Source organism: Carnobacterium alterfunditum DSM 5972, from assembly GCF_000744115.1.
In the GTDB taxonomy this organism is placed as follows: Bacteria; Bacillota; Bacilli; order Lactobacillales; family Carnobacteriaceae; genus Carnobacterium_B; species Carnobacterium_B alterfunditum.
The window spans coordinates 1-24,627 of the sequence record NZ_JQLG01000002.1 but is presented as its reverse complement, the minus strand read 5'-3'; the positions used below and the strand labels follow the sequence as shown (position 1 = coordinate 24,627).

Genomic DNA, 24,627 nt, shown 5'->3' with positions numbered 1-24,627 from the left:
TAATGCATTTGTAAATACAATAGCGTTACAAATTATGTAAAACAATGAAAATTTGTGGTAATATTAAGAAAATACTTGTTTTAATAAGGCTTTAATCATAACTTACCTTAATACGGTCAAAAATAGGATACAAACTTTGGTACTGTTTCTTGTTATAATGATAGTGGGTTATGTAGTAGTTAGGTTTCTATGAAAAGAATCAGCAAGTTTTAACATTGCAAGCAAATTAAAAAATAGAAAAATTAGAACTGACACTTAAAGATGATGAAGTTGAGATGGACATAACTTTTACAAATAATAAAAGAAAATGGACGGACTTTTTTAAATTAAGAAAATAAAATAGTAGGAGTGAAAGCATGGCAGTTTTATCATGGGATGAAATAAGAAGTAGAGCTTTACAATTTCAAAATGAATGGGCAGATGAAACAAGTGAAAATGCTGAATCAAAAACGTTTTGGAATGAATTCTTTGACGTGTTTGGCATTAGCAGGCGTAGGGTAGCTACTTTCGAAGAAAGAGTAAAAATAGAAGGACAAACTAAATTTGTTGATTTGTTATGGAAAGGCAAGTTGTTAATCGAACATAAAAGTAAAGGTAGAGATCTTGATAAAGCCTATACGCAAGCAACAAACTATTTTGAAGGTATTAAAGATAGGGATTTACCTCAATACATATTAGTAAGTGATTTTGAACATTTCCGTTTATATGATTTAGACGATGGAGAAATACACCAATTTGATTTATCGGATCTTTATAAAAATGTTCAATTATTTAGTTTTATTGCAGGGTATGAAAAACACGATATTAAGCCACAAGATCCAGTTAATAATAAAGCAGCCGAAATGATGGGTAAAATCCATGATTCTTTGCAATCAATTAACTATACAGGTGATGATTTAGATACGTTATTAGTCCGTTTAGTATTTTGTTTGTTTGCAGATGATACTGGAATTTTCAATAAAGGATTGTTTCGTGATTTTTTGGAAGATAACACCAATGAAGATGGAACAGACTTAGCTCCTAAATTACAATATTTATTTGAGATTCTTGATACACCGATAGGTCAAAGAGTAATAGACGATTCTATTTATAATGAATTTCCATATGTTAATGGTTCACTTTTTACTAAGCGTACTCGTACGGCAGTTTTTAACGAAGAAATGAGGAACATATTATTGGAATGTAGTAATTTAGATTGGGGGAGAATTAGCCCTGCTATTTTCGGGTCTATGTTTCAAAGTGCTATGGATAGAGAAAAAAGACGCCAATTAGGAGCTCATTATACAAGCGAAGAAAATATTATGAAAGTTATTAAGCCTCTATTTATAGATGACTTGTGGAATGAATTTAATCGTATAAAGGATTTAAAAAGAAATAAGATTCGATTATTAAACGATTTTCAACAAAAAATTTCAGGATTGAAATTTTTTGACCCTGCATGTGGTTCAGGAAATTTCTTGATAATTGCTTATAGAGAAATACGTAAACTTGAACTAGAAGTATTAAAATATAAGAATTATGAAGAATACGGTTATGAAGCCTTCCAATTGGATATATCGTTAGATTTTAATAGCATCATTAAATGTGATGTAAATCAATTTTATGGAATTGAAATTGATTCTTTTTCAGCTCAAATTGCACAAGTTGCTTTATGGATTATAGATCACCAAATGAATATTGAAGCTAGTCTTTATTTTGGAGCTTCTTTTGCACGGTTGCCCTTAGGAGAACATGCTAATATTGTTAACGATAATTCTTTAGATATTAATTGGGTAAATGTTTTAGATTCAAGAGATTGTGATTTTGTTCTTGGGAACCCACCTTTTATTGGAAATAGTTTTTTAGATGATATACAAAAAAAAGAAGTAGAAAAAGTTGCTTCGGTACTTAGAACTAAGGGACACCTAGATTATGTTGCGTGTTGGTATATTAAAGCAGCGCAGTATATTTACCAAAAAAAACATATAAAAGTTGCATTTGTTTCTACTAATTCAATTGTTCAGGGTGAACATGCGATTAATCTTTGGCCTTACTTAATAGATGAAATGGAACTAGATATCTTTTTCGCACATCAAACGTTTAAATGGACGAATGAAGCAAAAAGTAATGCAGCTGTTTATTGTATTATTATCGGATTTACTTACACTAAGCAAGTAAAAGAGAAAAAGTTATTTTCATATCCTGATATACAATTTGAGCCAAATATAAATAATGTAAGTGTTATTAATCAGTATTTACTTGAAGCACCAATAGTATTTATAAAAAAAAGAAGAACGCCTATATCAGATGCTCAAAAAATGGAATATGGAACAAAACCAACTGATGGAGGTCACTTAATATTAAATGCTCAGGAAAAAAAAGAAATAATCGAAAAAAATCCTTTAGCAAAAAAGTATATTCGTCCGTACGTTGGTGCTGATGACATAATCAACGGGAAAGTAAGATATTGCTTATATTTGAAAGACTGCCCTGCTAGAGATCTACGAAATATGCCATTAGTACAAGAACGTGTAGAAAAAGTTAGAGAAATGCGTTTGAATAGTTCAGCACCATCTACAAATAAATGGGCAGATTATCCAACATTATTTAAACAGGACGCAGCTTCTGATAGTGATATATTAATTATCCCGAGAGTTTCATCGGTTCAACGATCATATGTACCTATTGCTTATGCTGAGTATCCTACAGTATGTAGCGATTCTAGCTTTCAAATACCAAATGCCACACATTATTTATTTGGTATTTTAGTTTCTAAAATGCATATGTTATGGCTTGAAACTATTGGTGGGAAATTAAAAGGTGATTTCAGATATTCAAATACAATGGTTTATAATAACTTCGTTTTCCCAACTGTTTCTGAAAAAGAAGAAGATGAAATCACAAAAGCTGCAACAAATATATTAGATATAAGAGCTAAATACATTGCTAATGGTGATAATTTAGCTGATTTGTATGACAATATTGCTATGCCTCATGACTTAAGAAAAGCACATTATAAGCTCGATTTATTAGTTGAAAAAGCCTACAAATCATCAGGATTTGAGAATGATATTGATCGAGTAGCTCGATTATTTAGTTTATATGAGAAAAAAATAATGAAAAATAATAATATATGAAATTAAATAGAGTAGTGTATTCATAACCTTGGGAGGTTATGAATTTTTTTCGTTAATTAGAGGGGGGAATTCTAATGAATGTAGTATCGCTAAGGATTGATAATCAATAAGTTCAATTAATCAAAGAATATGCTAAAACTAATAACACCTCGTTTAATTTCTTGAAATTGCAAAAAAAATATTATAAATCATTAGTTGAAATATTATTATATTCCATTATTTCATTAATAACATCCTTACCGATACGCTTTCTAAATTCTCTTTGGACAAGTGAATTATCTTCAAAGTCATCTTCCATATACAATTGCTGAATTAAAGGAATTAATATCGCTACTATATATAGAGGCAGAGTTATTAATATATCTTGTTGTGTTAAAAAAATAGACTCTGCCTCTATATTCAAATTAGAATATTCATCTATAAGAAAAACCAATCCGTAACCGTGTATATTCATAGTAACTTTCATTTTAGTAAAAGGGTGACCACAACTCACAAATGCCTTTGTTACAATTAAAGTAGATGTTACGTCACTAACTCCTTGAATAATATGTTCTGCATTGAAAATATTACCAGTAAAACTACTTATATTGGCTATCTCTAAGTTATCGTCTAGCATTTTATTGTTTGTACTATAGCGATAAAAAAGCCACAAAAATTGATTAACATTAATCATGTAATTATCATTTTCTAGAGAAATGTTTTCGGAATCAATTAAATTTAAAACTTTATTTATATGATTAGGTATCGTGCAAATAATTACATATACTTCATTATCTTTTTCGAAGAAAACAACATCTATTTCTATATAATTTGTTCTAATATCTTTGGAAAGAAGAACATCATTTGAGTCACGTTTTTTATTTTTTGGATATTCTACACATGCTTTTTTCACTAGAAATCTAACGTTACCGTCAAACAATACCTCAGTATTGATTACATCCTCATAAAAATTTATCTCTTGTATGCCAGTCTCAATACCAGGTCTATTTTCCCACTTTGAATAGAGAGTAATATCTGCTTGTTCATATCTTGTTCTTTCTTGATTTGACAACTTAGAGATTTCTTTATTATTAGTATTGGTTAATATAGTATTATTTAAATCTTCTAAAGAAGTAAATGTTGTATTTAGCTTGATAACTCTCGTATGTAATCCCATTATTTACTCCTCCTTGCGTTCCAAGATAAGTTTATTATTTATTATTTCAACACAAGTGTTAGCTAATAAACTTGTAACCCAATTATTTGTTTGAACTTTTATTACTAAACTAGATTTATTAATATGTGTATGTTTAGGCTTAATAAAGAGTTCCTGATCCATTGAAAAATCACCAACAGATGAAAAACCGTTAAATATATTCATATATATATAACCCTTTGAATCTCTACTAATTAATTCATCATTAGAATTGTTTTGAATAATACTTCCGTCATTTTTTACAGTAGAAAACTGATCAGGATTATATTCTAAAATTACTTTTGCATTCAGCTTATTCAATAACTTATACCCTATAGCTGTACCTTCATTCAAAGAAAAATTTATTTTAACAATTTCTGGTTCATAAATTTCTTTATGCTGAATATCTACGCTTTTTTTAAAATTTAATTTAGTTATGGGTATCTTTTTTTGCAAATAAGTTACAGAAATTTTAATTTTATCTGCGACATACTTTCTAAATAAGTATGGAAAAAATTCAAATATAATACCTAAAAAAAATGTGCTTATTATTGCAACTATTTTCTCTTTAGTGGAATATTCAGTAACACCAAGTGCTTTATAAAGTGAATCTAAACTTGGAAAACTGTTTATTATAAACAGAGTGGATATACTGATAATAAACATCTTAAGTAGTCTAAATATAACTTTCATTTTTTCCCCCTGCCCGTTAAAAGAGATTCAAGAAACTCTTTAAATAGCTTATCTTTTGCAATATCATCATTAGAAAGATAAATAAACCCATCATCATATAATGAGAATAACCCATTGTTACCTTTTAGCATTAGAGAAAGCGACTTCAATTCGGCACCTTGGCTTTTAAATTCTTTTAAATAATCAAACATCTCTTTATTAGATAGATCTTGTTTAAATAAATGCCGTTCAAAAGAATTATAGTTATCAGGCTTAAAATTAAAATTAGTATTTTTAACTACAACATTAAAACTACTAGCATATTCTATTATTTCTTCAAATTTTGTTTCCGTTACAAAAAAACTTTCTACTTTACTTTTAAAAAAAATTTTTTCGACTTTTTTCTGGTATTTAGAATAAGCAACGCTATTTATATCAATATTTAAACCAAAATAAAAAGGAGAGACTGAATTGATATAGTCAATATCAAATAGTTCTTTATATACAGGTTTCTTTTTTAAATTAAATTGACAATATAATTTAAATAGACTCATGGATTCTCCTCCTAATTAGAAATAAGTTTATTTTATAATAACATATTAACCAAGTAGTAAGTTGAAATCATATTCCCGACTTTGACAGTTGGCACAGAATATATTACGCGATAAACTTGCTATTACAGAAAAAATAGCAAGTTTTCTTCATTTATATGTTGTTGTATACGGTTGTATATAGTATAATGAGGTATGTTTATAAAAGTAACGAAGAATCGCGAAGGAACACACTATGTTTCGATTGTGGAAGGTTATCGCGAAGGGGATAAAGTAAAACACCGCACCATCAAGTCATTAGGAAAGCTAAAAGATCTGGAAGCCACAAACCCTAATTTTTTGACAGAACTAAAGGAGGACGTCAAAGCAGGGAATTTTCAAGTGACCCCAGAAACACTGTCGCTTACACTGGATTTGAACAAAAAAATAGATAACCCACTCCAAAACTATGGCTGGATGTTGTTGGACAAAATTTATCGCAGTCTTGGAATTTCTCAAGTATTTCGGACACATCAAAAAGGAACAAAGTCGAAAATTGATTTTGATAAAGTCTGTCGTCTGTTAACGGTGAAAAGAATGTTGGATCCCCAAAGTAAGCGAAGAAGTGTTCAGTCCCAACGGGACCTCTTCGGCGACTTCAATTTAACAGAGCAAGATGTTTATCGAGCATTGGATTCTTTCAGCTCATTGAGTGAACAAATTCAATTGCAGATGCATCGTGCCATTACGAAGAATGTTGGACGTACGGGAGCATTGGTTTTCTATGACGTGACCAACTACTATTTTGAGACCGATTTGGATGACGAACCTACCGAAGTGGATGGTGAAACACTACCAGCTTTTCGAAAAAGAGGACCGAGTAAGGAAAAAAGGCCGAATCCGATTGTTCAGATGGGATTATTCATGGATACCAATGGAATTCCCATTGCCTTCCGTCTATTCCCAGGTAACTGTGTAGATGTAAAAACGTATCTCCCTGCTGTAGAGCAGATTAAAAAGCAGTTTGGCATCGAGCGGATCGTAGTCGTGGCGGACAAGGGAATGAACAGTAAAGCAAATATATCCGAGACACTTCAGAATGAGAATGGATACCTATTCAGTCAAAAAGTTCGTGGCACCCGTGGTGCACCAAAAGATATCCAGACTTTTGCATTAAATCCTGAAGGTTGGTTAGCTAATGACTTGGACACCTTTGCGATGAAATCAATGATTCGTAAGAGAACTGTAAACAAGAAAGAAATTACCGAGAAAATCCTCGTGACATGGAATCAGAAATATGATTACCGGGAGAAGATTCGCCGCCAGAAATCTGTGGAATATGCTGAGAAACTGACTGCAGCAGAGCGATTCCGATTGACCATGAAAAAAGGCGGAAAACGCTATTTGGAAGTAGAAAACGTGGATGAGGAAACAGGTGAAATCAAAAAACTAACTCCTCATATCTCCATTGATGAAGAACAAATCGCTTTTGATGAGCAATTTGACGGTATCAATGTCCTGATTACAAGTGAGACGGAGATGAGCGATAAAGAGATGTTGGCAACCTATCGCTCGTTGAGTCGCATTGAAGACTGTTTTAAGGTTATGAAAACAACGTTTGATGCTCGACCAATCTTTGTCTGGACACGTCCTCATATCGAAGCTCACTTCCTAATTTGTTTCATTTCGCTCACCATTATGCGTCTTTTGGAACGGAAGTTGAACGGTCAGATTAGCCCAGAAAAAATTCAAAACGCCTTGCTTAGTGCACGTTGCCGGCCATTGGATAAAGGTTATTGGGAAGTTTTCGGAAACGAGGATTTTCTAAGAATTAATGAACTCCTTGGAAAAAATTGGACGCGCCAATTCATTCCACTGGAATTCCTTCGGAATTACGGAAAATAAAATGTGTGTACAACAATTAAAAAAGCAAAAAAACAGCTGAAAATCCCTTAAGGGTAATGTTTTTGGCTGTTTTTCTGCTTTTCAACTGTCAAAGTCGGGATAATAACATATTAACCAAGTAGTAAGTTGAAATCATATTATCTAATTTCATACATGAAATTAGATAAAAACGTGTATCGGGAATCCTATTTTAATAGGGTTCTTTTTTTAGTTCGCCCTCCAATACATGATTATATGGTATGCTAAACAAAATCATGTATCACTTTTGTGAGAGGAGAGGGCTTTTAAATGAGTTACAACGTCCAACCATTAAGAACGCAGCAAGAAATAAATGACTTTTTATTTTGTTTAAGGCGCAATAAAAACGCAGATCGAGACGTTTTTCTGTTTTTGATCGGCATTAATAGTGGTTTGCGCATGTCGGATATCGTTAAATTAAAGAAAAAAGACCTTATTTCTTCAAAAAATCCCCGTATTGTAGAGAAAAAAACAGGGAAAACCCGTATTTTGTATTTGAGTAGTCTTCAGGACTTGATCCAAGACTATACAAAAGACCTAGAACCAGAGGATTACTTATTTCCAAGTACCAAAGGCGGGCATTTAGAAGTCAATACGGTCTATCAAATGTTTCAGAAGGTCGCTAAGCTGTTAGGAAGAGACGATATCGGCACGCACACGCTGCGCAAGACTTTCGGCTACCACTATTACAAGAAAACCAAAGACGTGGCCACACTGATGGAAATATTCGGTCATAGCAGCGAAAAAATCACGAAACGCTATATCGGGATCAATGAGGATGAAATCAGTGAAACTTTATTGAATTTTAGACTAGGTTTTTAAATTAAGATATTTAATAATAATCAAAAAATGAGACTCATTAAGTTTAATGAGTCTCATTTTTTTGATTATTTAGCTTTATTTTTATAATTAGTATAAGTAAACCAGCAACCTAATAAAATGAATAGAGCAAAAACTATAGTATCTACAGTATTTGAAAATCCTACAGTAACTCTTAATACATATGTTAGTAATGCTAATATTAGTATTATTCCAATTTGTTTCTTAGTTTTCATTTTAATACTACACATCCTTATGCTTATTCTGTTATATTTTATATGTTATTAAATAATGTTTGGAGGAATTCATTTGAAAAAAATTTTTTTCTTTTAGGTTGTTTCGCTTTTTTTAGTTTTATCGCTACTACAAAAGTACACGCTGAAGGAAATTTTCCATTACCAGAGAATAGTGTGGTTTATGACATGAAACAAGGTGGAATACAGCAATTTGAAGTTGAAGGTGATCTAGGTGAAGCTTACATAATTAAAGTTGAAGAAGAATCACATTTTTTAAGAGCTGCAAGTAGTGTCAGTAATGGTACTTATAAAGTTACCAAAGAACGATCTCTGCAGTGGAAAGTAAGCTATAAAATAGATGTAAAAGGAAATGCTATTACTAGAGCTCATTCACCTTCTATAACAAATTATTTAGGAAGTGTACGTAATTCAAGTTTAAAGGTAGATAACACTAAACAAGCGACCTATTACATAAATATGACTATTCTTACACTTAATAGTTCTGTTAATGTTCGTGCGAAACTTCAAAATAACAGTATTATTGTAACTTATTAAATCAATCCACTAATTCTACTGTAGTCGTGCCCCAACCTAAATAATTACCTACTGTAAAGTAGAGCGCATAAACGTTCACTAACATACAACAAACACACGCTAAGTAAACAAACTTATAAAGTGTGTTTGTTTTTTTGTTTTTCTTAATAATAATAGGAGCTATAATCAAACCAATTGGAGGAATCAGGCTCCCTATGAAAGCAATAATCAATAATAATAAGCCTTCATCTTTTTCACTTGATCCACGAATAAAAGCTAATTTTTGAACATTTTCTTCAATCTTACCTTTGTTTTCTTTTAGTTTTTTTTTGAGTTCTTGATTTTCTTTCAATAATTCGTCAATCGAAACTTCGTAATAGGTACTCAACTTTACTAGATTATCTAAATCAGGGTAACTATTCCCATTTTCCCATTTTGAAATAGATTGTCTTGAAATATGTAAATGATCTGCTACATTTCCTTGCGAGTACCCTTTACTCACTCTACTTTCTTTCAATCGTTCTCCTAATGCCATCTGTCTTCTTCCTCCTTCTTTTTCTCTTTGTTCTATCATACCGAAAGTAAAGATCATTGACTATCAGTCATTAGTTGCTTTTTAGCACCTAATGGTTGCTAAGATGTAAACCACTGCGTTCTTTTCGTTTTATAAGATTAGATAGATAATTTGATTATGAACTACTAGGTTAGGAGAATAGCTATGGGAGATATCATAATGAAAAAAATAACTAAAAGAAACGGTTATCAATTTTTGTCTATCCTTATTTTTAGTGTTGCTATTTTGGCTGTTTTCACCCAAAATTTTATTTTTGGTTACGTTTTAATTGTTTTAGGTTATTGTTTCCTTCGAAAGTCTGATTTAGAAGATTAAAAACACCTTATTCCTCTGTTAGCACCTAATGGTTGCTAAGATGTAAACTATTGAGTTCTATTTATTATGCTATTAGTTTGGGATAATTACTGTATCAAATATAGGAGGCGCTAACATGAAATGTTATTTTTTTTATTTAGATAATATTGATCTCTACCATACATAGAAAACCTCTATTCAACAGCTACAATATTTTAAATATTCGAGAGGCAAGAGAGATTTAAAAAAATTATATTTGGAGGAAAAAATAACTATGAAAAAAATAATTATATTTGCAAGTGTAGGATTTATGTTTCTTTTTGGAAATCAAACTACAGCTAGTGCTGAAGAATTGACATATGACATATATCCAACTACACAAGAAAAGATTTCTACAGCTATAGAGCAAGATAAAGGTAATGAAAACTATATTAATGGGATTATAGAACTGTTTAAAACAGATATTAAAGGTTCTTCTGAAGAATTAAATGAGTTATTAATAGACTCTATAGAACAAGCAGAAATCACTTCAAATGAAATAGAACAGGAAAAAGTCTTAATAGATGAACTTCAAAAAAATACTATTCAAAATAAACAAAATAGAGCAATAAATCCTATTGAAGCTGCTAGAGCAGCTTATGCTGCTGGTATACTGCTTGTAAAAGCTAAAGGTCATCCTCAAACAGCAAAATACATGAACTATGCACTAACACCAAATTCAAAACTTTTAGATTTAAATTGGAAACCTGCAGATTATATTTCTAATAACGATGCATGGGCAAAAAAAGTAGCTACTTATGAAGGCATAAATGCTAATGTATATCTTAAATTTTATGATGAAATTATTGGAAAAGGGAAAAGCTATGGGACTGTAAGTGGAAGCTACCAATTTACAGCAGGAGAACTTCATACTTCTTTAAATAAAGTAAAGTACAATGTTACTTTTACTAAACTAAGTTCTGGTGGTTATAAGGCAGTATATAAAATAACTGACGCCTTTGACTTTGCTTGGGACGGCCAATACGATGACATCGCTGTTGGCTTTGGTAATAATTATTGTTTTGCAATGCAGACATTAACATTAATTCGTAAATATAACATTGTAATAAATTATTCAATGTAACACTCATTTTTTGTTATAATTATCTATAAATTAAATTACAGCGTATACTATAACTGTTCTATATATTATATTTTACAAATTTACCTATAGGAGAGCCTATATAAAATGAAAAAAAAAATCCTAGCATTGTCATTAGTATTTCTTATATTGATTTCATTACCTTTTATTTGGATGTTCAGTCGTGAATATATTTTAACAAATCCTGATAATCAATATCGTGCGCCAGGGGTCTCGCCCGATGCGCATGAAATAAGAATAGATAGTTACTACAGTGTAAACTCTATTTCTGCTTCTTTTTCAATACTTCAATATGATGATGGCGAAAATCATGTTGAATTTTCTGATACTATTGACAAGCTAAACTGGAATAACGAATACATTATAGCGGCTAGCAAAACGGATAAACTTGCTGTCTATTCAAGTGATTATTACTTAATCATTAATAAGGATACTAGAGAGTCTAAAGAGTATGATTCAGTCAAACAATTCGAAAACGCTCTAAAAGAAAATGATATTGATTTAAAGCTCAAAAGAAAAGTAGAATTTGATTGGTATTAACTATCCTACTTAACATAACTCCCATTAAACCAAGTAACCCCGCCATCATTAATAATAGCGGGGTTACTTGGTTATTCTAATTTAAACTATATTATTTTTTGAAAATTCGGTTTAGAAATCCTTGTTTTTCAGGAACCTTTTCTAGTGGTAACGGTTCTTCTTTTTTATCTAACGCGAGCTGTTCTTGGTTATTAATCATGATTTCTACTTGGTTTGCTAGATTTATGTTATTTTCCATTAAATTTTTAACTAAATTTTCATAATGATTAATTGTTTCATTATACTTAATTATTTGATTATCATATCGCAATAATTGATCATCTTTTTTTTGTATTAGATCATTCTGGCTAATCAGCAACTTTTGTAACGACGTTATATCGTTATTATCAGCGTTATGTTTTTCTATTTCACTAGGTGTATCAACGTTATATTCCATATTCAACACCTGCTCTATAGCAGTCTCTATAGTCATTTTCGGGCGACTTTTCAATGCAATAATTTGATTGATAGTTGTTATATTATCTTTAGTATACAAACGATAATTTCTATCATCTCGTTCAAAGTATTTTCCACCTTTTGCATTTTTATCAATCATTCCAGCGTATTTTCTAAGTGTAGGTAGTTGTATACCAAGTTTTTTAGCTGCTTCTTCTGTAGTTATGTATTCTGTAACACCTTCTACATCTTTCATAACGCACCACCTTAAAATACTCATATAAAGTTATTTTAAATACTTTTATAGAGATATACAATGTAAAAAAAATCGCCTTATTGCTCTAACCAATTATGGAGAGGTACTTCATGTTTTTCAAGAGGTAATTTTTCCAAAAAATTAAATTCTAAATGGGAAACTATCCCACCACGACCACGGCCTTTTTTTTTCTTCTTTACGATCTCAAATTTTTTATAAAGAGGAGATAATTCTTTTTCTATTTGCTGTAATACCCTTTTATCAATATCTGCTACTCTATAGCTTTCTGGAATATCTAGTATTCGTCTAAATTCTTCAATTTTAACAATATAAAAGCCTGTGCTTTTATATTGTTTTAGCAATCGGAACATTGTTTTAGCATAACCACTTCTTAGCTCCGTAAATCCTTCTAATTCAAATCGTGTAAAGTTAGTTGTAATTTCATTTAAAACATAGCTAAACTCTTGATTAACTCCTATAGTTACAGTGCTTTTTTCTTTATTAATTCTATAAATTGGAAACAATACAAAACGAACAATTTCAGATTCATCTTCATAACGAAAATTTAAATTAAGCATTTTTGAGTACATATTTTCTAAATCATGAATAAATCGAACTTTATCTCTAGAAGAATAATTTGTTAGCTTTTTTACTTCGTCAAAAGTTAAGGTAATTGGTTCGGATCCTTTAAGTTTCATTTTTGAACATAAAGAGAAAAATAAATCGAACTCAACAGGATTAAATTTTCTAAAACTAACTTCATTCATAATATTGTTGTATTTAACTATTTCATTACTCAAAAGGTAACCTCCATTCATTAAAGGGACGCAAAAAAACTTATGTACCTTTAATAATATCAGATTGATTTAGTTAGTACAATAAAACGATTATAAAAAGACATTTTATCAAGATATTCATGTAACAAAGTGTCCCCTTAATAGCAACAAAGTGTCCCCTTAATAGCAACAAAGTGTCCCCTTAATAGCAACAAAGTGTCCCCTTAATAGCAACAAAGTGTCCCCTTAATGTAGCTCTATCCCTTTTGGGAGTAAGGATAAAACCTTCTTAAAAGGTTTTAAAAAGGTTTTAAAAAGATTTATAAAAGATATATAAAACAATTAGCTATAAATTTTTTTATAAATAATAATAATATAAAGACAGGAAAACTTGCTACGCAAGTCCCAAAAAAATATAAGTTCAAACCCATCTGCAGCGTTCTATGTCTCGACTGACGCTCGACGGTTAGAACCATTGCATTCGTTAATCTTCAAAAAAACAGCTCTCTTAAACGTTTGACTGGTAATCAATGTAAATAGACCATTTACCTCAAGAAATAGTATTTAATCGCCTCAAAACGACTCGTATAGTCCTCTCGAGCGATATCATCTGATAATTGATCGCTGAGTTGTTGATTTTCGGCAAACCATTCTTTCGTAACGATGGTCGAAACCTTATTTTCTATGACAACAACCCCTAATTCACTATCCGCTACATCTAAAGCCGCTTCTAGTTGGTCTTTAATTTGATCATCTTTTTCTTCAGTCGCTACTTTTTCCGCTTCAATCGCTAGTTTATGATCCTTTATGGCTTGTTGTTCCGCAGAAATGTCCGCAATTTTCGATCCAAACGGTATTTTTGATTGGGTTGAATACCCTAATAAAAGCAACACACTGAAACAAACGACTAAAGAAACAAGAGCTACTAGACTAACACGCTTTAAATGGCCTGATTTCCGCCAGTGGCGAAACTTTACGTCCCAAACTAGATAAGAACACACCAAAACCACCAAAACGCTTAAAACAGGCAAAATACGCCACATGAGTTTCGCAAAAAATAATCCCATCGCCTACATCCCCATAAAGAACGAAAACATCCCGTAAATAGCTAGAAGGGTAACGGCCCCAATGCCTAAAATACTGATGCGTTCGATCCAATCGGTCCGACGTTCTTTTTTAGCCTGATGATCCGCTTGCTGCAAGACCGCATCCAATTTTTCTTGGTAGTCGTCTAAATGCTGATAGACGATCTTATCGAGCTTTTGTTCCATCTTTTCAGGCGAATAGTCTTTTAAATCAATGGCTGTTTGTTGTTTCCATTGCTCATTTTCCGTCAGTAAATCTTGAAATTGCTCCATTCTTTTTTGTTCTTGGCTTCGATGATAAGCCAGTTGCTGCTTACCGTTCTTGTCCGAAGTCTCGATCGACGTCTGAAGATTTTTGAGGTGGCTGATGAGCAGACTCATGTGTTCTGCGCTCTGTTCGTACTTCGTCCGCAACTTCCCGTACGCTAGCAGTAAGTCCTCGTAATCTTTCGGCGTTGCTGCGCTCAAGTTGTTCTCTGTCTGCTTGTTGTTTGTCTCGTTTTCGTTGGTTTTCCATGATGGCATGGGTAATCGGCTCCTTTTTAAAGTCTTCGCCTAGTCTTGAGGCGGTAAACGTCCATTTTTTTCCTTCTGAATCGTGAGTCACGTACTTTTGTCGGATCGTTTGACCTCTTTTTCCAATCTCAGACGTTAGTTCCACATCTGAAGCAGACAGTGCTTGTTTAAATTCCGGATAGGAATGAGCTTGATCTCGCGCATGATAAATCTTTTCTTTGACTAAATCCCGTTCATATTGCTTCCCTGTTTGAGTATAAACGGCTATTTCGGTCGGATAGACCTTGTTTTTAGCTTTCGTCAGTTCGACCAAATGATGTTTTTTTGAAATGTCGTTATTGATTTCATGCATTTCATAGATATCCGGAGGATTAATGGCCATTTTAGCGCCTGTTTCACTGTTCACTGCATTAAGCATAAAATGATTGTGCGGATGGTCGGTATCGGTATGAGTCGCCATGTAAATTTCATGGTCTGGATACATTTTGCTTAATTCGGACATGAATTCTTGCCCTAGCTTATGGGCTTTTACAGGTGTTAACTGATCGGTTGCGTCAAAAGACTGAACCAAGTGATAGCCTTGACGCCCGTTTGTCTTGCCCATTAAGTCTCTTGTTTGGCGCATTTGTTCCCGCGCTGCTTGATAATCTAACGGAGTGAGGTGAGCACTGGTTAACTGGACGTCAATTTTTCCTTGTCTTGCAATATAGTTGACGGTCGCTGAACCATTTTTAGTGGCACTGGCTATCTTGATAATTGCTCCCAAAGGCCTTTCACTCCTTCCTGAATACCGGATAGCTGCTGTTCCATCGCTTGTAGTTCGTTTGGTTCATAAATTGTTTTGTTGGTGTTAATCCATTTGACTAACTGATTCAAATTGGAATTGTAATACCGCAGCTGCCGAGCAATTTCTTTTGCTCCTTCAATCTCGACTTTCGGGTTTCGTAATCGAGTCCCTTGTGCCTTGCTTTTAACAAAATTTGGCACGCTCATGCCTTGTTGTTCTGCTAGGTAACTGAGCTTCTCATATTCGGCTTCGTCTACTCGAAATTTCACCTGACGTTCTTCGCGTCGGTTCTCTTTTTTGTGTTCGTTCACGGGCTTAGTCCCTCCTCTCTAAACAGCTCCCTATTCGGTCTCTGTTCCTCGCTGCATGACTAACGAGATCTTAGGTCTAAAACGCTCCTTATTCAGTCGCCTTTCAGACCTAAGATCTCGTGCGTTTTTTCTCCACTTATTTCCCAACGTTCCCTATTCGGTCTCCTTGTCAAAACGTTTCAAAAAAAGCAGTTAATAATCTAGTTATTCTACTCCTTAATCGGTCGTAAAACAACTAGATTATTAACTGCAAGAACAACAGGCTACGTATTTGGTACCCAAATGCTCCCTGTTAGGTGGACGCGCTGCTCCCCCTAAGACCCCCAAAGGAGTCCGCCGTTATCTGCCTGTTCGGCAGGTAAAAATGCGGATTTTTTCGTCCGATTCGCTGCTCGCAAACGGACAAAAAAAGAATAAAGTTTATCAACTTTTCTCCTCGTAAAACCTGACCGTTTTCGGCCAGTTTCCCCTTCCAAAAATCCTCTGCGAACAAACCATTTTTCGCATGAAATTTTGGAGGGATCAGTGTCTTGCATCCCCATTAGAAATCGTTCAGGAAGACAAGAAAAGCTCTTAAATGTATGAGCCGATTTCCTATTCGGAAACGTCCTTCATTTAAGAGTTTTCGTGTATCAAAAAACATCCGAATGTGTCCCCGTTCGGATAAAAGAGACAAGATTTTGAGAAGTGTAAAATTTATAAATCAATAGCCAATCGCTATTGCGTCCAGAAATATGACACTCCCAACAATCGAGGTAATCTTTTGTTGGCATTAAGACGTGAGCGCGGTATTCTTCCTCTGGTAAAGGTACTTCTTCAACAATCATTTGCATGACCGTTTTTAGTTTTTCAAGCTTGTAATTCCGTTTCTTTAAGCGTTTAACATCTTTTTTGAATTGGGTTGTCTGCTTCATTTCCAACATAGCGGCTATTCTCCTAAACTATCCTCAAAAAGATCGTCAACAGAAGTGTAGCGTTTGCCTGTTCCATTTTTGACCATTTCGTCCGATTCCTTAATGGCTGCAAGGGTTTCAGTATTGAATTTTGCTTGTTTTGGTTGAAATGGCAGACCATTTTCAGCAATGACTTGTCTAAAAAAGACATTAATAGCCGTGCTCGTGTCCATACCTAGGTTATTTAAAACGGCTACGGCCTGACTTTTAACGGTTTCGTCAATGCGAACTTGTACGACTGCTTTTTTTTGTTTTGTTTCCACTTAAATCGCCTCCTTGTTAATCATAATTATATGCTTTTGTAATGCATTTGTAAATACAATAGCGTTACAAATTATGTAAAACAATGAAAATTTGTGGTAATATTAAGAAAATACTTGTTTTAATAAGGCTTTAATCATAACTTACCTTAATACGGTCAAAAATAGGATACAAACTTTGGTACTGTTTCTTGTTATAATGATAGTGGGTTATGTAGTAGTTAGGTTTCTATGAAAAGAATCAGCAAGTTTTAACATTGCAAGCAAATTAAAAAATAGAAAAATTAGAACTGACACTTAAAGATGATGAAGTTGAGATGGACATAACTTTTACAAATAATAAAAGAAAATGGACGGACTTTTTTAAATTAAGAAAATAAAATAGTAGGAGTGAAAGCATGGCAGTTTTATCATGGGATGAAATAAGAAGTAGAGCTTTACAATTTCAAAATGAATGGGCAGATGAAACAAGTGAAAATGCTGAATCAAAAACGTTTTGGAATGAATTCTTTGACGTGTTTGGCATTAGCAGGCGTAGGGTAGCTACTTTCGAAGAAAGAGTAAAAATAGAAGGACAAACTAAATTTGTTGATTTGTTATGGAAAGGCAAGTTGTTAATCGAACATAAAAGTAAAGGTAGAGATCTTGATAAAGCCTATACGCAAGCAACAAACTATTTTGAAGGTATTAAAGATAGGGATTTACCTCAATACATATTAGTAAGTGATTTTGAACATTTCCGTTTATATGATTTAGACGATGGAGAAATACACCAATTTGATTTATCGGATCTTTATAAAAATGTTCAATTATTTAGTTTTATTGCAGGGTATGAAAAACACGATATTAAGCCACAAGATCCAGTTAATAATAAAGCAGCCGAAATGATGGGTAAAATCCATGATTCTTTGCAATCAATTAACTATACAGGTGATGATTTAGATACGTTATTAGTCCGTTTAGTATTTTGTTTGTTTGCAGATGATACTGGAATTTTCAATAAAGGATTGTTTCGTGATTTTTTGGAAGATAACACCAATGAAGATGGAACAGACTTAGCTCCTAAATTACAATATTTATTTGAGATTCTTGATACACCGATAGGTCAAAGAGTAATAGACGATTCTATTTATAATGAATTTCCATATGTTAATGGTTCACTTTTTACTAAGCGTACTCGTACGGCAGTTTTTAACGAAGAAATGAGGAACATATTATTGGAATGTAGTAATTTAGATTGGGGGAGAATTAGCCCTGCTATTTTCGGGTCTATGTTTCAAAGTGCTATGGATAGAGAAAAAAGACGCCAATTAGGAGCTCATTATACAAGCGAAGAAAATATTATGAAAGTTATTAAGCCTCTATTTATAGATGACTTGTGGAATGAATTTAATCGTATAAAGGATTTAAAAAGAAATAAGATTCGATTATTAAACGATTTTCAACAAAAAATTTCAGGATTGAAATTTTTTGACCCTGCATGTGGTTCAGGAAATTTCTTGATAATTGCTTATAGAGAAATACGTAAACTTGAACTAGAAGTATTAAAATATAAGAATTATGAAGAATACGGTTATGAAGCCTTCCAATTGGATATATCGTTAGATTTTAATAGCATCATTAAATGTGATGTAAATCAATTTTATGGAATTGAAATTGATTCTTTTTCAGCTCAAATTGCACAAGTTGCTTTATGGATTATAGATCACCAAATGAATATTGAAGCTAGTCTTTATTTTGGAGCTTCTTTTGCACGGTTGCCCTTAGGAGAACATGCTAATATTGTTAACGATAATTCTTTAGATATTAATTGGGTAAATGTTTTAGATTCAAGAGATTGTGATTTTGTTCTTGGGAACCCACCTTTTATTGGAAATAGTTTTTTAGATGATATACAAAAAAAAGAAGTAGAAAAAGTTGCTTCGGTACTTAGAACTAAGGGACACCTAGATTATGTTGCGTGTTGGTATATTAAAGCAGCGCAGTATATTTACCAAAAAAAACATATAAAAGTTGCATTTGTTTCTACTAATTCAATTGTTCAGGGTGAACATGCGATTAATCTTTGGCCTTACTTAATAGATGAAATGGAACTAGATATCTTTTTCGCACATCAAACGTTTAAATGGACGAATGAAGCAAAAAGTAATGCAGCTGTTTATTGTATTATTATCGGATTTACTTACACTAAGCAAGTAAAAGAGAAAAAGTTATTTTCATATCCTGATATACAATTTGAGCCAAATATAAATAATGTAAGTGTTATTAATCAGTATTTACTTGAAGCACCAATAGTATTTATAAAAAAAAGAAGAACGCCTATATCAGATGCTCAAAAAATGGAATATGGAACAAAACCAACTGATGGAGGTCACTTAATATTAAATGCTCAGGAAAAAAAAGAAATAATCGAAAAAAATCCTTTAGCAAAAAAGTATATTCGTCCGTACGTTGGTGCTGATGACATAATCAACGGGAAAGTAAGATATTGCTTATATTTGAAAGACTGCCCTGCTAGAGATCTACGAAATATGCCATTAGTACAAGAACGTGTAGAAAAAGTTAGAGAAATGCGTTTGAATAGTTCAGCACCATCTACAAATAAATGGGCAGATTATCCAACATTATTTAAACAGGACGCAGCTTCTGATAGTGATATATTAATTATCCCGAGAGTTTCATCGGTTCAACGATCATATGTACCTATTGCTTATGCTGAGTATCCTACAGTATGTAGCGATTCTAGCTTTCAAATACCAAATGCCACACATTATTTATTTGGTATTTTAGTTTCTAAAATGCATATGTTATGGCTTGAAACTATTGGTGGGAAATTAAAAGGTGATTTCAGATATTCAAATACAATGGTTTATAATAACTTCGTTTTCCCAACTGTTTCTGAAAAAGAAGAAGATGAAATCACAAAAGCTGCAACAAATATATTAGATATAAGAGCTAAATACATTGCTAATGGTGATAATTTAGCTGATTTGTATGACAATATTGCTATGCCTCATGACTTAAGAAAAGCACATTATAAGCTCGATTTATTAGTTGAAAAAGCCTACAAATCATCAGGATTTGAGAATGATATTGATCGAGTAGCTCGATTATTTAGTTTATATGAGAAAAAAATAATGAAAAATAATAATATATGAAATTAAATAGAGTAGTGTATTCATAACCTTGGGAGGTTATGAATTTTTTTCGTTAATTAGAGGGGGGAATTCTAATGAATGTAGTATCGCTAAGGATTGATAATCAATAAGTTCAATTAATCAAAGAATATGCTAAAACTAATAACACCTCGTTTAATTTCTTGAAATTGCAAAAAAAATATTATAAATCATTAGTTGAAATATTATTATATTCCATTATTTCATTAATAACATCCTTACCGATACGCTTTCTAAATTCTCTTTGGACAAGTGAATTATCTTCAAAGTCATCTTCCATATACAATTGCTGAATTAAAGGAATTAATATCGCTACTATATATAGAGGCAGAGTTATTAATATATCTTGTTGTGTTAAAAAAATAGACTCTGCCTCTATATTCAAATTAGAATATTCATCTATAAGAAAAACCAATCCGTAACCGTGTATATTCATAGTAACTTTCATTTTAGTAAAAGGGTGACCACAACTCACAAATGCCTTTGTTACAATTAAAGTAGATGTTACGTCACTAACTCCTTGAATAATATGTTCTGCATTGAAAATATTACCAGTAAAACTACTTATATTGGCTATCTCTAAGTTATCGTCTAGCATTTTATTGTTTGTACTATAGCGATAAAAAAGCCACAAAAATTGATTAACATTAATCATGTAATTATCATTTTCTAGAGAAATGTTTTCGGAATCAATTAAATTTAAAACTTTATTTATATGATTAGGTATCGTGCAAATAATTACATATACTTCATTATCTTTTTCGAAGAAAACAACATCTATTTCTATATAATTTGTTCTAATATCTTTGGAAAGAAGAACATCATTTGAGTCACGTTTTTTATTTTTTGGATATTCTACACATGCTTTTTTCACTAGAAATCTAACGTTACCGTCAAACAATACCTCAGTATTGATTACATCCTCATAAAAATTTATCTCTTGTATGCCAGTCTCAATACCAGGTCTATTTTCCCACTTTGAATAGAGAGTAATATCTGCTTGTTCATATCTTGTTCTTTCTTGATTTGACAACTTAGAGATTTCTTTATTATTAGTATTGGTTAATATAGTATTATTTAAATCTTCTAAAGAAGTAAATGTTGTATTTAGCTTGATAACTCTCGTATGTAATCCCATTATTTACTCCTCCTTGCGTTCCAAGATAAGTTTATTATTTATTATTTCAACACAAGTGTTAGCTAATAAACTTGTAACCCAATTATTTGTTTGAACTTTTATTACTAAACTAGATTTATTAATATGTGTATGTTTAGGCTTAATAAAGAGTTCCTGATCCATTGAAAAATCACCAACAGATGAAAAACCGTTAAATATATTCATATATATATAACCCTTTGAATCTCTACTAATTAATTCATCATTAGAATTGTTTTGAATAATACTTCCGTCATTTTTTACAGTAGAAAACTGATCAGGATTATATTCTAAAATTACTTTTGCATTCAGCTTATTCAATAACTTATACCCTATAGCTGTACCTTCATTCAAAGAAAAATTTATTTTAACAATTTCTGGTTCATAAATTTCTTTATGCTGAATATCTACGCTTTTTTTAAAATTTAATTTAGTTATGGGTATCTTTTTTTGCAAATAAGTTACAGAAATTTTAATTTTATCTGCGACATACTTTCTAAATAAGTATGGAAAAATTCAAATATAATACCTAAAAAAAATGTGCTTATTATTGCAACTATTTTCTCTTTAGTGGAATATTCAGTAACACCAAGTGCTTTATAAAGTGAATCTAAACTTGGAAAACTGTTTATTATAAACAGAGTGGATATACTGATAATAAACATCTTAAGTAGTCTAAATATAACTTTCATTTTTTCCCCTGCCCGTTAAAAGAGATTCAAGAAACTCTTTAAATAGCTTATCTTTTGCAATATCATCATTAGAAAGATAAATAAACCCATCATCATATAATGAGAATAACCCATTGTTACCTTTTAGCATTAGAGAAAGCGACTTCAATTCGGCACCTTGGCTTTTAAATTCTTTTAAATAATCAAACATCTCTTTATTAGATAGATCTTGTTTAAATAAATGCCGTTCAAAAGAATAGTTATCAGGCTAAAATTAAAATTAGTATTTTTAACTACAACATTAAAACTACTAGCATATTCTATTATTTCTTCAAATTTTGTTTCCGTTACAAAAAAACTTTCTACTTTACTTTTAAAAAAAATTTTTTCGACTTTTTTCTGGTATTTAGAATAAGCAACGCTATTTATATCAATATTTAAACCAAAATAAAAAGGAGAGACTGAATTGATATAGTCAATATCAAATAGTTCTTTATATACAGGTTTCTTTTTAAATTAAATTGACAATATAATTTAAATAGACTCATGGATTCTCCTCCTAATTAGAAATAAGTTTTTTTATAATAACATATTAACCAAGTAGTAAGTTGAAATCATATTCCCGACTTTGACAGTTGGCACAGAATATATTACGCGATAAACTTGCTATTACAGAAAAAATAGCAAGTTTTCTTCATTTATATGTTGTTGTATACGGTTGTATATAGTATAATGAGGTATGTTTATAAAAGTAACGAAGAATCGCGAAGGAACACACTATGTTTCGATTGTGGAAGGTTATCGCGAAGGGGATAAAGTAAAACACCGCACCATCAAGTCATTAGGAAAGCTAAAAGATCTGGAAGCCACAAACCCTAATTTTTGACAGAACTAAAGGAGGACGTCAAAGCAGGGAATTTTCAAGTGACCCCAGAAACACTGTCGCTTACACTGGATTTGAACAAAAAAATAGATAACCCACTCCAAAACTATGGCTGGATGTTGTTGGACAAAATTTATCGCAGTCTTGGAATTTCTCAAGTATTTCGGACACATCAAAAAGGAACAAAGTCGAAAATTGATTTTGATAAAGTCTGTCGTCTGTTAACGGTGAAAAGAATGTTGGATCCCCAAAGTAAGCGAAGAAGTGTTCAGTCCCAACGGGACCTCTTCGGCGACTTCAATTTAACAGAGCAAGATGTTTATCGAGCATTGGATTCTTTCAGCTCATTGAGTGAACAAATTCAATTGCAGATGCATCGTGCCATTACGAAGAATGTTGGACGTACGGGAGCATTGGTTTTCTATGACGTGACCAACTACTATTTTGAGACCGATTTGGATGACGAACCTACCGAAGTGGATGGTGAAACACTACCAGCTTTTCGAAAAAGAGGACCGAGTAAGGAAAAAAGGCCGAATCCGATTGTTCAGATGGGATTATTCATGGATACCAATGGAATTCCCATTGCCTTCCGTCTATTCCCAGGTAACTGTGTAGATGTAAAAACGTATCTCCCTGCTGTAGAGCAGATTAAAAAGCAGTTTGGCATCGAGCGGATCGTAGTCGTGGGGACAAGGGAATGAACAGTAAAGCAAATATATCCGAGACACTTCAGAATGAGAATGGATACCTATTCAGTCAAAAAGTTCGTGGCACCCGTGGTGCACCAAAAGATATCCAGACTTTTGCATTAAATCCTGAAGGTTGGTTAGCTAATGACTTGGACACCTTTGCGATGAAATCAATGATTCGTAAGAGAACTGTAAACAAGAAAGAAATTACCGAGAAAATCCTCGTGACATGGAATCAGAAATATGATTACCGGGAGAAGATTCGCCGCCAGAAATCTGTGGAATATGCTGAGAAACTGACTGCAGCAGAGCGATTCCGATTGACCATGAAAAAAGGCGGAAAACGCTATTTGGAAGTAGAAAACGTGGATGAGGAAACAGGTGAAATCAAAAAACTAACTCCTCATATCTCCATTGATGAAGAACAAATCGCTTTTGATGAGCAATTTGACGGTATCAATGTCCTGATTACAAGTGAGACGGAGATGAGCGATAAAGAGATGTTGGCAACCTATCGCTCGTTGAGTCGCATTGAAGACTGTTTTAAGGTTATGAAAACAACGTTTGATGCTCGACCAATCTTTGTCTGGACACGTCCTCATATCGAAGCTCACTTCCTAATTTGTTTCATTTCGCTCACCATTATGCGTCTTTTGGAACGGAAGTTGAACGGTCAGATTAGCCCAGAAAAAATTCAAAACGCCTTGCTTAGTGCACGTTGCCGGCCATTGGATAAAGGTTATTGGGAAGTTTTCGGAAACGAGGATTTTCTAAGAATTAATGAACTCCTTGGAAAAAATTGGACGCGCCAATTCATTCCACTGGAATTCCTTCGGAATTACGGAAAATAAATGTGTGTACAACAATTAAAAAAGCAAAAAAACAGCTGAAAATCCCTTAAGGGTAATGTTTTTGGCTGTTTTTCTGCTTTTCAACTGTCAAAGTCGGGATAATAACATATTAACCAAGTAGTAAGTTGAAATCATATTATCTAATTTCATACATGAAATTAGATAAAAACGTGTATCGGGAATCCTATTTTAATAGGGTTCTTTTTTTAGTTCGCCCTCCAATACATGATATATATGGTATGCTAAACAAAATCATGTATCACTTT

General features: G+C 32.4%; 23 protein-coding genes and 1 pseudogene. 9 read left to right on the top strand and 15 right to left on the bottom strand.

Annotation, left to right across the window (positions count from 1 at the left end):
* Window positions 1–356 precede the first annotated feature (356 nt).
* Window positions 357–3,116 (top strand): class I SAM-dependent DNA methyltransferase, encoded by a 2,760-nt coding sequence (locus BR50_RS00375; protein WP_034545060.1) that lies wholly within the window; start codon window positions 357–359, stop codon window positions 3,114–3,116.
* Between the two features lie 181 nt (window positions 3,117–3,297).
* Here the strand turns inward: BR50_RS00375 and BR50_RS00370 are convergent, their stop codons facing one another.
* The 3 genes from BR50_RS00370 to BR50_RS00360 are packed head-to-tail and all read right to left on the bottom strand — an operon-like array spanning window position 3,298 to window position 5,516.
* The gene (locus BR50_RS00370; protein WP_034545059.1) at window positions 3,298–4,272 is read right to left on the bottom strand and encodes a hypothetical protein; all 975 of its coding nucleotides are present in this window, start codon (window positions 4,270–4,272) and stop codon (window positions 3,298–3,300) included.
* 3 nt (window positions 4,273–4,275) lie between these two features.
* Window positions 4,276–4,983: a hypothetical protein gene (locus tag BR50_RS00365; RefSeq protein WP_034545074.1), complete on the bottom strand. Its 708-nt coding sequence runs from the start codon at window positions 4,981–4,983 to the stop codon at window positions 4,276–4,278.
* The gene (locus BR50_RS00360; protein WP_034545071.1) at window positions 4,980–5,516 is read right to left on the bottom strand and encodes a hypothetical protein; all 537 of its coding nucleotides are present in this window, start codon (window positions 5,514–5,516) and stop codon (window positions 4,980–4,982) included. The genes BR50_RS00365 and BR50_RS00360 overlap by 4 nt, the downstream gene beginning before the upstream one ends.
* Before the next feature lie 192 nt (window positions 5,517–5,708).
* Between BR50_RS00360 and BR50_RS00355 the strand changes: the two genes are divergently transcribed.
* From BR50_RS00355 to BR50_RS00345, 3 genes are all read left to right on the top strand, one after another.
* Window positions 5,709–7,397 carry an IS1634 family transposase gene (locus BR50_RS00355; RefSeq protein WP_034545068.1) on the top strand — a complete coding sequence of 563 codons (1,689 nt, stop codon included), beginning with the start codon at window positions 5,709–5,711 and terminating at the stop codon, window positions 7,395–7,397.
* Window positions 7,398–7,685: 288 nt separating this feature from the next.
* A complete protein-coding gene (locus tag BR50_RS00350; protein ID WP_034545066.1) occupies window positions 7,686–8,237 on the top strand; it encodes a tyrosine-type recombinase/integrase in 552 nt (183 codons plus the stop codon).
* Window positions 8,238–8,512: 275 nt separating this feature from the next.
* A complete protein-coding gene (locus BR50_RS00345) occupies window positions 8,513–9,025 on the top strand; it encodes a DUF5626 family protein (RefSeq protein WP_034545081.1) in 513 nt (170 codons plus the stop codon).
* Window position 9,026: 1 nt separating this feature from the next.
* On the opposite strand, the gene BR50_RS00340 is transcribed toward BR50_RS00345, so the two are convergent.
* Entirely contained in the window at window positions 9,027–9,539 is a 513-nt protein-coding gene (locus BR50_RS00340) for a helix-turn-helix domain-containing protein (RefSeq protein ID WP_034545065.1), read from the bottom strand.
* Between the two features lie 183 nt (window positions 9,540–9,722).
* On the opposite strand from BR50_RS00340, the gene BR50_RS12845 reads away from it, so the two are divergent.
* The 3 genes from BR50_RS12845 to BR50_RS00330 all read left to right on the top strand — a co-directional run bounded on the left by BR50_RS12845 (window position 9,723) and on the right by BR50_RS00330 (window position 11,553).
* The gene (locus BR50_RS12845) at window positions 9,723–9,893 is read left to right on the top strand and encodes a hypothetical protein (RefSeq protein WP_170206170.1); all 171 of its coding nucleotides are present in this window, start codon (window positions 9,723–9,725) and stop codon (window positions 9,891–9,893) included.
* 253 nt (window positions 9,894–10,146) lie between these two features.
* A complete protein-coding gene (locus BR50_RS12365; RefSeq protein WP_051905689.1) occupies window positions 10,147–10,995 on the top strand; it encodes a hypothetical protein in 849 nt (282 codons plus the stop codon).
* Between the two features lie 105 nt (window positions 10,996–11,100).
* Window positions 11,101–11,553, top strand: a complete 453-nt coding sequence (locus tag BR50_RS00330; RefSeq protein WP_034545063.1) for a hypothetical protein — start codon at window positions 11,101–11,103, stop codon at window positions 11,551–11,553.
* A 91-nt stretch (window positions 11,554–11,644) separates the two neighbouring features.
* Here BR50_RS00330 and BR50_RS00325 read toward each other — a convergent pair whose 3' ends face one another.
* The 8 genes from BR50_RS00325 to BR50_RS00285 form a co-directional block, all read right to left on the bottom strand.
* Window positions 11,645–12,244: a MerR family transcriptional regulator gene (locus tag BR50_RS00325; protein WP_034545013.1), complete on the bottom strand. Its 600-nt coding sequence runs from the start codon at window positions 12,242–12,244 to the stop codon at window positions 11,645–11,647.
* Window positions 12,245–12,321: 77 nt separating this feature from the next.
* On the bottom strand, window positions 12,322–13,044 hold the full coding sequence (locus BR50_RS00320) for a replication initiation protein (RefSeq protein ID WP_051905688.1): 723 nt from the start codon (window positions 13,042–13,044) through the stop codon (window positions 12,322–12,324).
* A gap of 521 nt (window positions 13,045–13,565) precedes the next feature.
* Complete coding sequence (locus BR50_RS00315) at window positions 13,566–14,087, bottom strand: hypothetical protein (RefSeq protein WP_034545010.1); 522 nt, start codon at window positions 14,085–14,087, stop codon at window positions 13,566–13,568.
* 3 nt (window positions 14,088–14,090) lie between these two features.
* Window positions 14,091–14,378 carry a hypothetical protein gene (locus tag BR50_RS00310; RefSeq protein ID WP_034545008.1) on the bottom strand — a complete coding sequence of 96 codons (288 nt, stop codon included), beginning with the start codon at window positions 14,376–14,378 and terminating at the stop codon, window positions 14,091–14,093.
* 40 nt (window positions 14,379–14,418) lie between these two features.
* Window positions 14,419–15,387, bottom strand: a complete 969-nt coding sequence (locus BR50_RS00305; protein ID WP_034545006.1) for a relaxase/mobilization nuclease domain-containing protein — start codon at window positions 15,385–15,387, stop codon at window positions 14,419–14,421.
* Entirely contained in the window at window positions 15,366–15,719 is a 354-nt protein-coding gene (locus BR50_RS00300) for a plasmid mobilization protein (protein ID WP_034545005.1), read from the bottom strand. The genes BR50_RS00305 and BR50_RS00300 overlap by 22 nt, the downstream gene beginning before the upstream one ends.
* A 632-nt stretch (window positions 15,720–16,351) precedes the next feature.
* The gene (locus tag BR50_RS00290; protein WP_034545002.1) at window positions 16,352–16,642 is read right to left on the bottom strand and encodes a type II toxin-antitoxin system RelE/ParE family toxin; all 291 of its coding nucleotides are present in this window, start codon (window positions 16,640–16,642) and stop codon (window positions 16,352–16,354) included.
* Window positions 16,643–16,647: 5 nt separating this feature from the next.
* Window positions 16,648–16,935: a type II toxin-antitoxin system RelB/DinJ family antitoxin gene (locus BR50_RS00285; RefSeq protein ID WP_034545001.1), complete on the bottom strand. Its 288-nt coding sequence runs from the start codon at window positions 16,933–16,935 to the stop codon at window positions 16,648–16,650.
* 395 nt (window positions 16,936–17,330) lie between these two features.
* Between BR50_RS00285 and BR50_RS00280 the strand changes: the two genes are divergently transcribed.
* Complete coding sequence (locus BR50_RS00280) at window positions 17,331–20,090, top strand: class I SAM-dependent DNA methyltransferase (RefSeq protein WP_034545060.1); 2,760 nt, start codon at window positions 17,331–17,333, stop codon at window positions 20,088–20,090.
* 181 nt (window positions 20,091–20,271) lie between these two features.
* Here BR50_RS00280 and BR50_RS00275 read toward each other — a convergent pair whose 3' ends face one another.
* The 3 genes from BR50_RS00275 to BR50_RS00260 form a co-directional block, all read right to left on the bottom strand.
* A complete protein-coding gene (locus BR50_RS00275) occupies window positions 20,272–21,246 on the bottom strand; it encodes a hypothetical protein (RefSeq protein ID WP_034545059.1) in 975 nt (324 codons plus the stop codon).
* A gap of 3 nt (window positions 21,247–21,249) precedes the next feature.
* On the bottom strand, window positions 21,250–21,720 hold the full coding sequence (locus BR50_RS00270) for a hypothetical protein (protein WP_034545058.1): 471 nt from the start codon (window positions 21,718–21,720) through the stop codon (window positions 21,250–21,252).
* 219 nt (window positions 21,721–21,939) lie between these two features.
* Window positions 21,940–22,086 (bottom strand): hypothetical protein, encoded by a 147-nt coding sequence (locus BR50_RS00260; protein ID WP_156097494.1) that lies wholly within the window; start codon window positions 22,084–22,086, stop codon window positions 21,940–21,942.
* Between the two features lie 588 nt (window positions 22,087–22,674).
* Between BR50_RS00260 and BR50_RS12500 the strand changes: the two are divergent.
* A pseudogene (locus tag BR50_RS12500) lies at window positions 22,675–24,361 on the top strand (IS1634 family transposase).
* Window positions 24,362–24,627 lie beyond the last annotated feature (266 nt).